Consider the following 12,614-nt stretch of genomic DNA (forward strand, 5'->3'; position numbering starts at 1 on the left):
AGCCGCCGCTGGGCGTGGTCAGTTCTCGAGGTGCTTGGGGCGCTTGAGGCGCCTGAGGCGCTTGAGGCCGGAGAGAAACCGAGTGATCTTCCCTTGGCCTGAGGTCAACCATTCGGCGATGTCCGCGATGACGACCGGGTCGACGTGCTGGGCCGGCTCGTATTCCACCGGCGTGGAGGGACCTGTGCCGGGAAAGAACAGGTGGTCGTCGGCCGCGTAGACGCGGATCGTGACATCCGTCCGATGCGCGAGGCCGGCCTTCCACCGTGAGAGATCGTCCTCGACGGTCACCTGATAGTCGCGGCCTCCCTGGAGGATGAACATGGGCTTGTCGAGCACCGCCGCGGTCGCCACCGGGTCGTAGCCGCGCAGATCCAGCCAGTAGGAGCCCGGCCACAGGCCGAGCGGCAGTTCCGCGGCCGGCGTGGAGGGAGACAGATGGCGGCTGTCGACCATCGCCGCCTGTCGTGTGATCGCCTCGACGTCCGCGTCCGTGATCAGGTTGGAATCGAGCGAGGCGAGGTAGCGGGCGACGCGGACGGCGGACCGGTGCATCGGCTGTGCGTCACCGGCCAGGATCACCAACCCGGCGACGGACGCCTCGGCGGACGCGACACGCGGGGCGACCTTGCCGCCCATGCTGTGGCCGAGGACGAAGACCCGCGCGGGGTCCACACTCGACTGGTCCTGGAGCAGACGAACGGCGGCGACCGCGTGTGGCACGTACTCGTCGGTCATCGTGAAGTCGTGCGCGTTCGCCACCTGGCCGCTGTGGGTGTGGGTCACCTTGTCGAACCGCAATACCGCCACACCACGGCTGGCCAGCCCCCACGCCAGATCCTTGAGCGGTTTGTTCGGCCCGCTGGTGGCGTCGCGGTCGAACGGCCCTCCTCCGCCGAGCAACACGATGCCCGGTCGTGGGCCGCGCCCACGCGGCAGGCTCAACGTGCCGGACACGGCAAGGGGACCCGAGCCGACGGTGACCTCGCACTCGCCGAATCTCTTCGGGGCGGCGTAGGGCGGGGGTGTCCACGACGTGGTGGCCGCGGGCGCAAGACGCAAACCGTGCAGCATGCCGACGTGGTCGACCGACATGATCATCATAAGTTCCCCGTGCTCGCAGGTCACCGGGACACTAACCCGGACCAGCCCCGCTTCGCCCGGCTCGCTCTCCGGCTCCCCGATGGCGGAAACCGATCCGTGCTTTCCCAACTCGGCCGCCCAAGCGGCCTGCAGCCTCTGAGCGGTGACGGCCGCCCGCAGTGGAGGCGCGAACAGATCCTCGATCTCTGCGAAGCGTCCGTCGCGCGCCATCTCGACGACCGCGACACCGGTCGCCTTCGGCCCGATTTCCGGCGCCATCCCCATCACATCCATTCTCATGCTTGAGAAAGGTAACACATATGAGATCGTGGGCGAATGGACACCTTGGAGCTTCTGGCCCACCCGGTGCGGCTGCGGGTCGTGCACGCGATGCGCGGAGGACGGATGTTGACGACCTCCCAGCTGTGCGCTCGGATTCCCGACGTCTCGAAGGCCACCGTCTACCGGCACGTCGACCTGCTCGCCGCCGGGGGAATCCTGGAGGTGGCCGACGAGCGGCGGGTACGGGGCGCGGTGGAGCGCCGATACCGGCTGCGTCAGGACCGGGCGGTGATCGACGCGGACACGATCAAGACATTGACGCTCGACGATCATCGAGGCGGATTCGCCGCGGCGATGGCCGCCCTGCTGGCCGAGTTCAACGCCTACCTCGACCGAGACCACGCCGACCCGGCGGCAGACCTCGTCGGCTACCGGCAGCATGCGGTCTGGCTCAGCCAGGACGAACTCCTTGAGATGATCAGCGAACTGCGCGGTGCGATCGCGCCTCGGCTGGCGAACCGTCCGGCACCGGACCGCGCGCAATACCTGCTCAGCCCGATCCTGTTCCCGATCGAGGAGCCGTCCACCGGCCCCGAGACCGGCTGAGCGGGCCGGATCTCGCGGGCTCGGCCGGGTTGAACTTGTGATCAAGCGGGTTCGTCTCAGGGAACCGGCTGCTGGATCATTCCGCCGAGAGGCGGATACCACGGCTCGTATTCGGGGACGTCGACGTGGGGCATGTGCTGGTGAAAGAGTTCCTCGAGGATCTCACGTTGTCCGCTCAGAGCCTCCTCCAATGGCACGGAACCGCCGGGGGTCGGGCCGATCTCCGGCATTTCCGAAGGTGTTTCCACTCCTTCGTCGGCGGCCGCGAGGCGGGCCTCTCCACCGGCCTGCACGCCGCGGAAGTACGCCTCCAGGTAGTTGTCGGCGAGGGGGGCCGGCGCCTCAGCCGTGCACATCGGCGTCTGCCAGCCGAATACGACGCCGGCCATGAACCATTCTTCTTCGGTGCGGGGCATCTCACTCATCACGAACTCCCTGGTCGTTTCATGGTTTCCCTCCTTGTTCCGTTTTCGGTGGACCGCCTCTCGGGCAGCCCGTCCGGTCACTTACGACGCGGGAATACGCCGTCCTTGACCTTTATCTTATTGATCAGATACTGACCGGTTTCACGCCGGACGATTTTCAGCTCCGAGAACTTGGTCGGCAGTTTATTCTGCGTCAGGCGGACCGTGCTTCCCGGTTGAACCGTTGTTCCCTCCGGCGGATCCTGCGCTATCACCATGTCCATGAGAGCGCCCGAATTTTCGTCGACGATGACGTAGTGGCTTTCTGACTTGAGACCGAAGGATTGGAGCTTGCCCTTGGCGAAGTCCACCGCGTCGCCGACCAACGGAGGAACAGGAATGTCCGCCGACACGTTCACACGCTGGAAGTTGATTACGGGAAGGTCGAGCGGCGGCTGAAGAGCCGACAGGTCGAACAGGGTCGGCGGAATCTTTCGACCGGCGATCTTCTGTGCATGGAGCTGCACCGCGCCGATCGCCCTCTGATACCTCTCCCACAAGTCGCCCAGTTCTTCGTCGGGAGGAAGATCGGTGAAGAACGATCGATTTTCGCGAGCGAAGTCGATCTCGTTTCGCCGGGTCATGTATTTCAGGCGCAACCGGGCACAGTCCGTGAGAGACGCCTCCCGGTCGGCGACTTCCTCGTCATTGACATCCGGCAGCGCGAGCGTGTTGTAGTCGGCCACTTCGACTTCATAGCCGGCGGGGTGGGCGCGCGCGATCGCGGGAAAGTCCTTCAGCCGCTTTATGATCTCATCGGGAGTATTTATATAGCCGATCTGCTCGTCTTGGCCGGCGCGTTGGTACATGAGTATGGTGACTTTCGATTCGAACGCCTTCGACTCCGTCGCCGCCGTGTAAGCGGCTTTGAATTCAGTCGACGCGACCAATCCTTGACACGCCGCCTGAAACGAGCCCGCCACCTTGCTCTGCATTTCCTGGCTGGCGGACGTGCTTTGGAGGATGATGAAGAGCTCACCGCCGGTCTGCAGGCCGCGGACGAAGGACGTCCCGAACGCGGTCTTCCATTTATCCGGCTCTTCAAGCAGGGGGCGCGCCTCCGCCATCACCTCGCATTCATCGATCATTTCGAATGCGTTCTGCACTCGGCAGCTCGCCACCACGAATGTCGAGGTCTCGTTGAAGCTGGTCTTCTCCGAGAGTCCGAACTTGCCTTCGGCGGAAAAGAGCCCGTAGCGGCCGCTCGCCTCCACGGACAGGCCCAGGCTCTGCATGAGAGAGTCGTACGACTCTATGATCTGGGTCTCATAAAAGGCATCTGCGCCGTCCGGAACGAGCTTGTCCATGCTGTTGACCTTGAGTGCCTTACCGACGAATTCTCCGGTCTGAGCGTTGAAACCGCGCCCGAGTGTCGCCGAGCCCCGATAAGGAACCCTGTAGGTCTGGGGCATGTTTCCTCCCTGAGCCTGTTTCCGTGAACGTCCCGCTCGCCTTCGTGCCTCTGATCGTGATCGATCGGCAGTCCCACGTCATGGGTGCCAACACCTGGTTCTGTCACCGGGCCAGCACCTGCTGAACAGGTGCTGGCACCCACCCCAGCGGGGAGTCGGCACCCGGTTCCGGCCGGAGCCGGCGAATTTCACCGATCACTCGCAGCCGATGGGCTCTGTGTGGGACGAAGGCCGGCGGTCGCTACCGGTGCCCGGCGGCCAAGGGCCAGGCCGAGCGCGGCGAAGGCGAGCATCCAGGCCATGAGCGTCAGCCGGCCGACGGTGAAGGTGTCGTCGCCGAACAGGAAGACGCCGGGCAGGACGAGCAGGAAGACCGCCAGGCCGCAGGCCAGCGGGGTGTACGCGGCCCATCCCGTCCATTGCCTGGTCCTGATGGTGGCGATTCCGGCCAGGACGAACCCGGTGCCGATGAGGATGCTGGTGATTCCGTAGCCCGTGTCGAGGGCGTCGGTCTGAGACGTGGGATACGCGGAGTCGGCCAGCACGATCGCGCCGACCTCACAGAAGGTCAGCCCCACGAGACCCACCATGGCCGTCCACGAACCGGCGCGTCCCAGACCGCCGCCGGCGGCGCCGGAGCGGATGAGCCCGAACACGCCGGCGAGCAACAGCAGGTGGTTGACGACGATCAGACCTTCCGAGACGGCGAAGGCCCCCGGAGTGTGCGGGTAGCTGTACCGGTCGGTGCCGACGGAGGGCGAGACGAGGAGGCCGTTCAGCGCGACGAGCACGCCGACGGCCGCGCCGGCCAGGCAGAACCGGCCGGAGACGCGCACGAAACCGGGCTTCGTCCCGGTTGTGGAGGTGATGTTCATATGCCGGACGGTAGGGAACGGCCGGCGCGGCGCCATCCGGGAAACCACTCAGCGAAGTACTCAGACCCCCCACGCCTCCGGACCCGCAGTTTACGATCACTCAATGGAGGTCTTCGTCGGCCGGGCCCGGGAGCTGGCAGATCTGGAAAGGCGCGTGGCCTCGGCCCGCGAGGGCAGCGGCGCGCTGGTCCTGGTGGAGGGCGAGGCCGGCGCAGGAAAGACGGCACTGGCTCATTCGGTCGTGCGTCTCGCGCGGCATGCCGGTGCGCGGACGGTGTGGGGTGCCTGCCGCGAGGGCGAAGGCGCCCCCGCGTACCAGCCGTGGGTCCAGATCCTGCGCGAACTGGGGCACTCCTCCGCGTTGCCGCTCGACCCGGCGGAAGCGGAGACGGTCAGCCGCTTCCACCTTTTCGAGGACGTCGTGGGAGTCCTCCGCGACGCGGCCGAAGACGCCGGCCTGGTGCTGATCCTCGACGACCTGCACTGGGCGGACATCGCGTCGATACGGCTGCTGGAGGCGGTCACGGCGGCGCTCGCCGATTCCCGGTTGCTCGTGATCGGGCTCTATCGCGCCGGAGACGCGCTCCCGCACGCGGGGCCGGTCGAGGCGCTGCGGTCGTTGACCCGGGAGCGGGCCACCACCCGCCTGAGCCTGGGAGGCCTCTCCCCTGCCGAGGTCGCCGAGCTGGCTGAGCATGTGCTGGGGCGCCGCCCGGCGCGTGCCCTGCTGCGGACGGTGGAGGAGCGTGCCGAGGGCAATCCGCTGTTCGTGCTGGAGCTGCTGCGGCTGGTCGAGACCGCCGGGAGCCTCGACCTCGGACTGCCCGGCGGCGTGCGCAATGTCGTCGGACGCCGCCTCGACGGCCTCCCGGCCGCGACCCGGCGGCTGCTGCGGCATGCCGCGGTCCTGGGTCGCGACTTCACCGGCGAGGCGGTGGGTGCGCTCGCCGGCGAGAGCGTCGAGGACACGCTCGACCTCCTGGATCCCGCACTCGCGGCGGAGGTGATCCGCGCCGACGGGCATTCCCTGCGCTTCACACATGTGCTCACCCAGGAGGTGCTGTACGCCGAGCTGCCCACCGCCGCGCGCCGACGGCTGCACGCGCAGGCGGCCGGGGTCGTCAGGTCGATGAGCGCCGAGGAGGTCCCGGTCGACGCACTGGCGTACCACCTGCGCCAGTCCGCTCCGCTCGGCAACGCGGAGGAGGCGCTGCGGGTCACGCGTGCGGCCGCCACGAGGGCACGCGCCCAACTTGCCTACGAGCACGCGGCCTTCCAGTACCGTGCGGCGCTCGACCTGCTGACGCTGTTGCCGAACGGCGCCGCTCAGCAGCCGGAACTGCTGCTGGAGCTGGCACGGTGCGAGTTCCGTTCCGGCGCGGTCGAGGAGGCGTGGCGGTCGTGCCGGATCGCGGCCGACCTGGGGCGGGCGACGGGCGAGGGAGCGGTCGTCGCGGACGCCGCGACCGTGTTGCGCGGCATCTCCAACTCGCCGGTGACGGCCGCGATCCACGTGATGTGCCGGGAGGCGCTCACCCTGCTGGACGGCTCCGACGAGGTGCGCGAGGCGAAGGTGCTGGCCCAGCTCGTCATCACGGCGGACCCCTTCGCCGAACGCGGCGAGGGCGACCTGGGCCTGCGCGCCCTGCGGACGGCCGAGGCGACCGGCGATCCCGACGCCCGGTTCCTGGCCATGCAGGCGCGCTACACCGAGCTGGTCGACGGCCTGCACGTGCTGGAGCGGCTGTCGATCGGTGAGCGCGCGATCCGTCTCGCGCGTGAGACCGGACACCATGAATACGCGGCATGGGGACACACCTGGCGGCTCGACGCGTTCTGGGCGCTGGGCCGGCGCGTCCAGCTCGACACCGAACTGAAGGCGTTCGGCGTCGTGGTGGCGCAACTGCGAGAGCCGCTGTGGTGGTGGAGGCTCACCTCGACGCAGGCGGCGGTGGCCCTGCTGGAGGGCCGGTTCGAGCAGGCGGGTGGGCTGGCCGAAGAGGCGCTGGCGATCGGATTACGCGGCGGCCACGAGGGCGCGGCGTTCGTCCACCTGGTCTTCCGCTCGCATATGGGCCTGCAGAACGGGGCGGGGCTCGACCAGGTCGAGGCCGCTGTGCGCGGGTTCGTGGAGACGGGCCCGTATCTGGCGCGAAGTTGGCACGCGCTCGTGCTCGCCGGCATGGGGCGACGCGACGACGCCGAGGCGCTGTGGGAAGCGATCACCCCACATCTGGCCGCCTTCCCCCGCGACGCACCGGAGTGGATCGTCTCCGGGGCCGGGAACGCCCAGCTCTGCGTCGCGTTCGACGACCACGTCACGGCCGCGGCCGTCTACGAGGCCCTGCTTCCGTACGCAGACCGGCAGGTCGCCCCCACGGCGCACACCCCGAGCTCCGGCCCCGTGTCGCTGTATCTCGGCATGCTCGCGACGCTCCTGCGGCGGTGGGAGGCGGCAGGGGAACATCTGCACGCCGCACTGGCGTCCTGCCAGGCGATGGACGCGGGGCCGTACGAGGCGTACACCCGATTGGAACTGGCCAGGCTGCTGCGGCTGCACCCGGCGCCCGGCGCGGGCACGAGCGGTGCGGGCGCGGGCGCGAGCGCGTCCGCCGACGAGCATCTCGAGGGCGCGCTGCGGATCGCCCGCCGCCTGGGCATGCCGTCGCTGCTGGCCGACGCCGAGACGCTGCACGAAGCCCGGGGACGCGCGGGCGTCCTCACCCCACGCGAGGAACAGGTCGCCGAACTGGTCGCCGAGGGGCTCAGCAACCGGCAGATCGCCCACCGCCTGCGCATGGCGGAACGCACGGCGGAAAACCACGTCACACACATCCTGACCAAGCTCGGCTTCGACTCCCGTGCCGGCGTCGCCGCCTGGTACACCGCGCGCAGGCACACCGGCTGAGTACCGGCCTGAGTGATCCCCCGGATGGCCGCCGGCATCGCGGCGCCTAGCCTGACCGATGGCGTCGATCGAGCGGCGAGGAAGGATCCGGCGTGATGCATGCGGTGATCGGAATCTGGACGGTGGACCCGGCCTGGCACGACGAGCAGCATCGCCTGCTGCGAGAGGAGATCATCCCGCTCGTCACGCGCCAGCCCGGGTTTCTGACCGGCTACTGGATGCACGATCCGGAGAGCGGCAGGAGTCACACGACGGCCGTTTTCGACGATCTGGAGTCGGCGGACAGATTCAAGGCACTTGTCGAGAGCGGTACCCGGCAGGCCGCCCGGGTCGGCGTCGTCAGCACAGTTTTGACCACCGTCGACGTCGTCGCCGACGTGGTGCACCCGGACAGCCCTACTCGCTGAACCCGCGCCGAGTGCGCCACCGGCCCACGGCGTATCGGTCCTCCTCGCGTACCTCAGCCGCCGACCGTCCGCTCACACGCCATTCGAAAGGCCGACATTCCAGGATTCAGCCGGGTTGTATGATGAGCTTGTATAACAACCTCCTCCGCCGCACTCCCCCTGGAGACGATGTCACGTGGTCGACCGCCTCTCCTTCCTGTCCGAGGAGATCCCGCGAGACTCCGGCGTCCCGCTGCGGGCTCGGGTCCACAGCCGCATCCTCGACGCCATCCGCTCCGGAGTGCTGCCGCCCGGGTCCATGATCCCGACGGAGACGGAGCTCGGACAGCTCATGGGGGTCAGCCGCACCGTCGTGCGTGAGGCCCTGATGCTCCTGGACGAGGATGGTTTCCTCTTCTCCCGCCGCGGCGTCGGACGCTTCGTGGCCGACACCCTCCCGCCGAGGGGACTCGAACGCATCAGGCCGCTCGAGGAACTCCTGAGCACGCCGACGTCTCCAGTCACGCTCCACCGCAGCGAGGTGACGCTCCAGCATCAGTCCGCCACCTTCGTCACCGAAGGGCTGGGACTGCGGGCGAACGCAACGACCTGGTTCTTCGAGACCGTCCTGTCCCGCGACGGCGAGGCTGTCGCGCTCAGTCAGGAGCACTTCCCCGCCGCTGGGGCGATCGACGCCGACACCAGTGACGCGATCGCCGCCGCCATGCGGGCGGCCGGCAGCGGCAGCCTGCTGTCGATCCTCCTGGACAGGTACGGGCCGCGGATCGGCCGCGGAGCCGTCCGGATCACGCCGGGCGTTCCCGGCGCGTCACGCGCGGCACTCCTCGGAACCCCCGCAGGCGAGCCCGTCCTGATCATGACGCAGACGGCCGCACTGAGCGGCGCGCCGTGCTACCTCGCCAAGCACCTGGTCCTCGGCCGGGCAGGCCACCTGTCCGTCCTGCAGACCGGGTAGCGGCGCCCTCCCCGCCCCCGGCTCACGGCCCGCGCGCCGGGCCGCAGCCGTCATCCACCCCGCTGCAAGGATCCCCATGCCGTACACCGTCGTCCTGCGCCGCCCCTACGTCGGCCGTCTCCTGGGCGGCTCCCTGATCGGGCGCCTCCCCGCAGCCATGGCCGCCCTGGCCATCGCGCTGACACTCCGTCAAGTAGGCGCCGATTACGCGACCGTGGGCCTGGTCACCGGAACCTTCGCCGTGGCGCAGGCGATCGCGGGGCCGCTCCTTGGACGCTGCGTCGACCGGCTCGGGCAACCGAAGGTCCTCACCGCCTCGGCGATCGTCGCCTCAGGCGGATACGCGGTGCTGGCGCTGGCACCGCACAGCACGGCACTCGCCTTCCTCGGCGCGATCATCGCCGGAGCCGCCACCCCTCCCCTCGAGCCGTGCCTGCGCGCCCTGTGGCCGCGACTGGTGGAGCCCCGCGAACTGGAATCCGCCTACTCCCTGGACGCCGGCGCCCAGGAACTACTCTTCATCGCCGGACCACTGGCGGTGACCGGCATCGCGGCGGCGGGGTCCCCCCGGGCGGCCCTGTGGGTGTCGGCGGCTCTCGGCCTCGTGGGCGCCCTCGTGATGAGCACCTCGGAACCTTCACGATCATGGGCGCCGGCCGTACGGACACCGCACTGGCTCGGCGCTCTGCACAGCCCCGCCCTGCTGCTGCTCATCCTCGGCCTGGCCGGAGCGGGATTGGCGGTGGGATCGTTCAACGTCTTCAGCGTGGCCTACGCCGACTCCCACCACATTCCGGGCGGAGCCGGAACCCTGCTGGCGCTGAACGCCACGGGGGCCCTCATCGGGGCGGTCTGCTACGGGACCTACGGCGCACGCCACTGGCAGGCCGCACCCGCGCGGAAGGCGGCACTGCTGGCGTTCGGCATGGCGGCCTCCTACTGGCTGGTGGCCCTGGTGCCCGGACCGATCGGCATGGCGGTGGTCGCCGTCGTCACCGGGGTCTTCTTCGCACCGCTGCTCTCCGTCTCCTTCGGCATGGTGGGCGACCTCGCCCCTGAGGGAACCGTCACGGAGGCGTTCTCCTGGTTGGTGACCCTGGTCGGCGCCGGCATCGCCGGCGGCTCGGCCGCCGGAGGCTCGCTGCTGCTACACGGCGGGCCGACCGTCGCCGCGGTGATGGGCGCGTGCGGAGTCACCGCGGGCGCGGCGCTGATGCTCGCCGGTCGGCGGCTGTTCGTCACCTCTCCGGCACAGGCCTGACACTGACCCTCTGCCGGAGCAGGAGGGCAGGGGCTCGGTGTCGACGAGTGCGCGCCGGCGACGCCTCGCGGCGGCGCCGGCGCGCTTGTGCTCCTGCGATCCCGGTCAGGAGACTCCCCCCGTGATCGTTTCTGGAGTGAGTGCTAAGCCGAGACCTCTTCGCCGACTCGCTCATGCACCTGGGCGGCGCTTCCGGAGTGCGAGCCGCCTTCGACGTCGACATGGGGCAGGACACGGTCGATCAGGCGGGGAAGTCGCCAGGCTCGCGCGCCGAGCAGAGCCATGGCCGCCGGCACGAGTGTCAGACGAACGACGAAGGCGTCGATGAGCACGCCGATGGTCAGAGCGAAGCCGATGGACTTGATGATGGGGTCGGCGCTGAAGATGAATCCGCCGAAGACGGCCGCCATGATCAGCGCCGCGCTGGAGACGACGCGGCCGCTGCGGGCGAGCCCGTGGTGGATCGCCTCGCGCGCGTTGCCGGTGTGCGAGTAGTGCTCCCGTATCCGGGAGACGAGGAACACCTCGTAGTCCATGGCGAGTCCGAACAGGACACCGATGAGCAGGACCGGGAGGAAACAGAGGAGGGGCGCCGCGGCGGCCACCTGGAAAACGCCACCGAGATGGCCCTCCTGGAAGACCCAGACGACGGCGCCGAGGCTGGCGGCGATCGACAGCAGGAAGCCCAGGACCGCCTTGACGGGGACCAGCACCGACCGGAACGCCAACATGAGCAGGACCAGCGCCAGAACGACGATGATGCCGATGTTCACCGGCAGTGCGCCGGAGAGTTTCGCCGACAGGTCGATGGCCGCGGCCGTGGTGCCGGCGACGTACATGGTCCCGCCCGCCTCGGTCACCGCATGGTGGTCGGCCCTGAGCCGCAGGACGAGGTCGGTGGTGGCCTGATCGTCAGGGCCGGTCTTGGGCACCACGCCGATCACGGCGACCGTACCGTCGCCGTTCGTGACGGGAGGTGCGACGGCTGCCACGTCTCCATCGGCGGCGAGGGTGGTGTGCAGTTCCGTCAGGACGCTCTTGGCGCGGTCGGCGGGGACGTCGGCCACGACCACGGACAGGGCCGCGTTGAAGCCGGGGCCGAACCCCTCAGAGAGCAGGTCGTAGCTGCGGTGCTGCGTGCTCGCCGCCGGCTGGCTCTGGTTGCCGGGCAGGCCCAGGCGCAGGTTCAGAGCGGGCATGGCCACGGCGAGCAGAGCCACGGTTCCGACCAGCAGGACGAGGACGGGCCTGCGGGTGACGATGCGCGCCCATGCGAGGCCCCAGGCGCCCGACTCCCCCGCACGCGTGCGGGGACGCGGGCGCAGGCGTTCACCGGCGTAGGCGAGGAGCGCGGGCAGGAGGGTGAGCGCCACGGCGACGGAGATCAGCACGGTGGCCGCCGCCGCCAAGCCCATGATCGCGAGGAACGGGATGCCGGTGGACGCCAACGCCGACAGGGCGATCACGACGGTGATGCCGGCGAAGGCAACGGCGCTTCCGGCCGTGGCGGTGGCACGCGCGATGGAGTCATGGACGTCGCTGCCGGGTTCCGCCAGTTGCTCGCGGTGGCGGGTGATGACGAACAGGGCGTAGTCGATGCCGACGGCCAGACCGATCATGAGCGCGAGGATCGTGGCGGTGCTGGTCATCTCCACGAACCGGGAGAGGAATTGCACGCCCAGGACGCCGACCCCCACCCCGGCCAGGGCGGTCAACAGCGGCAACCCCGCCGCGACCAGGGACCCGAGCGCGACGGCCAGGACCACGAACGCGACGACCACGCCGGCGATCTCACCCGGCCCGCCGACCTCGGTTTTCGGTGTCATGACGGATCCGCCGAAATCCACCTGGGCGCCCGCGGCGCGCAGCGGCTCCATGGCGCCGGTCAGTTCGTCCTTCGCCGACTCGGGCACGTCCGCCGCAGGTTCCCGGAACACGACGTCGGCGTAGCCGATCCGCTTGTCGGCGGAGATCGCGCGCGTCTGCGCCGGGTCGGACACCCTCTCGACTCCGGGTACGGCCTGGGCCTTCTCCAAGCCGGCGGTCAAAGCCTTCGCGATGCCCGGCTCGTCGAGCGTGCTGCCCGCCGGCGCGGCGAACACCACGCGGGCGGTGCCGCCTGCAGCAGCGGGAAATTCCTTCGTCAGCAGGTCCTGCGCCTTTTGGGACTCGATTCCAGGCACCGAGAACGACGTCGCGAGCTTGCCGCTCAGGGTCACCCCGAGTGCCCCCACCACCGTGAGCAGCAGAAGCCAGGTCAGCACCACCCGCCCTCGCCGGCGTGCCGCCCAGTGCCCCAGTCCATACAGCCGTCCGGCCAAGGCCCGACCCCTTTCCGTTCACAGAAAGATTGCATTCGAC

The 12,614-nt window shown here is 69.3% G+C and carries 10 protein-coding genes; 5 read left to right on the forward strand and 5 right to left on the reverse strand.

Features of this window, described 5'->3' with window-relative positions; genetic code table 11:
- Window positions 1-18: 18 nt before the first annotated feature.
- A complete protein-coding gene (locus tag Pmi06nite_RS26305; RefSeq protein WP_239114217.1) occupies window positions 19-1,383 on the reverse strand; it encodes an alpha/beta hydrolase in 1,365 nt (454 codons plus the stop codon).
- Between the two features lie 36 nt (window positions 1,384-1,419).
- Here Pmi06nite_RS26305 and Pmi06nite_RS26310 point away from each other — a divergent pair, with 36 nt between their 5' ends.
- Window positions 1,420-1,971 (forward strand): helix-turn-helix domain-containing protein, encoded by a 552-nt coding sequence (locus tag Pmi06nite_RS26310; protein ID WP_203955802.1) that lies wholly within the window; start codon window positions 1,420-1,422, stop codon window positions 1,969-1,971.
- 56 nt (window positions 1,972-2,027) lie between these two features.
- Here the strand turns inward: Pmi06nite_RS26310 and Pmi06nite_RS26315 are convergent, their stop codons facing one another.
- From Pmi06nite_RS26315 to Pmi06nite_RS26325, 3 genes are all read right to left on the reverse strand, one after another.
- Window positions 2,028-2,396, reverse strand: coding sequence for a hypothetical protein (locus Pmi06nite_RS26315; protein WP_203955803.1), 369 nt, complete (start codon window positions 2,394-2,396; stop codon window positions 2,028-2,030).
- 77 nt (window positions 2,397-2,473) lie between these two features.
- On the reverse strand, window positions 2,474-3,847 hold the full coding sequence (locus Pmi06nite_RS26320; RefSeq protein ID WP_203955804.1) for a PASTA domain-containing protein: 1,374 nt from the start codon (window positions 3,845-3,847) through the stop codon (window positions 2,474-2,476).
- Between the two features lie 188 nt (window positions 3,848-4,035).
- Window positions 4,036-4,722, reverse strand: a complete 687-nt coding sequence (locus Pmi06nite_RS26325; protein ID WP_203955805.1) for a hypothetical protein — start codon at window positions 4,720-4,722, stop codon at window positions 4,036-4,038.
- A gap of 103 nt (window positions 4,723-4,825) precedes the next feature.
- Here Pmi06nite_RS26325 and Pmi06nite_RS26330 point away from each other — a divergent pair, with 103 nt between their 5' ends.
- The 4 genes from Pmi06nite_RS26330 to Pmi06nite_RS26345 all read left to right on the forward strand — a co-directional run bounded on the left by Pmi06nite_RS26330 (window position 4,826) and on the right by Pmi06nite_RS26345 (window position 10,253).
- On the forward strand, window positions 4,826-7,630 hold the full coding sequence (locus Pmi06nite_RS26330; protein WP_203955806.1) for an ATP-binding protein: 2,805 nt from the start codon (window positions 4,826-4,828) through the stop codon (window positions 7,628-7,630).
- Window positions 7,631-7,725: 95 nt separating this feature from the next.
- Window positions 7,726-8,037, forward strand: a complete 312-nt coding sequence (locus Pmi06nite_RS26335) for a hypothetical protein (RefSeq protein WP_203955807.1) — start codon at window positions 7,726-7,728, stop codon at window positions 8,035-8,037.
- Window positions 8,038-8,212: 175 nt separating this feature from the next.
- Window positions 8,213-8,992: a GntR family transcriptional regulator gene (locus tag Pmi06nite_RS26340; protein WP_203955808.1), complete on the forward strand. Its 780-nt coding sequence runs from the start codon at window positions 8,213-8,215 to the stop codon at window positions 8,990-8,992.
- Window positions 8,993-9,068: 76 nt separating this feature from the next.
- Window positions 9,069-10,253, forward strand: coding sequence for an MFS transporter (locus Pmi06nite_RS26345; RefSeq protein ID WP_203955809.1), 1,185 nt, complete (start codon window positions 9,069-9,071; stop codon window positions 10,251-10,253).
- 143 nt (window positions 10,254-10,396) lie between these two features.
- On the opposite strand, the gene Pmi06nite_RS26350 is transcribed toward Pmi06nite_RS26345, so the two are convergent.
- Complete coding sequence (locus Pmi06nite_RS26350) at window positions 10,397-12,574, reverse strand: MMPL family transporter (RefSeq protein ID WP_203955810.1); 2,178 nt, start codon at window positions 12,572-12,574, stop codon at window positions 10,397-10,399.
- Window positions 12,575-12,614 lie beyond the last annotated feature (40 nt).

Source organism: Planotetraspora mira (genome assembly GCF_016863275.1).
Taxonomy (GTDB): domain Bacteria; phylum Actinomycetota; class Actinomycetes; order Streptosporangiales; family Streptosporangiaceae; genus Planotetraspora; species Planotetraspora mira.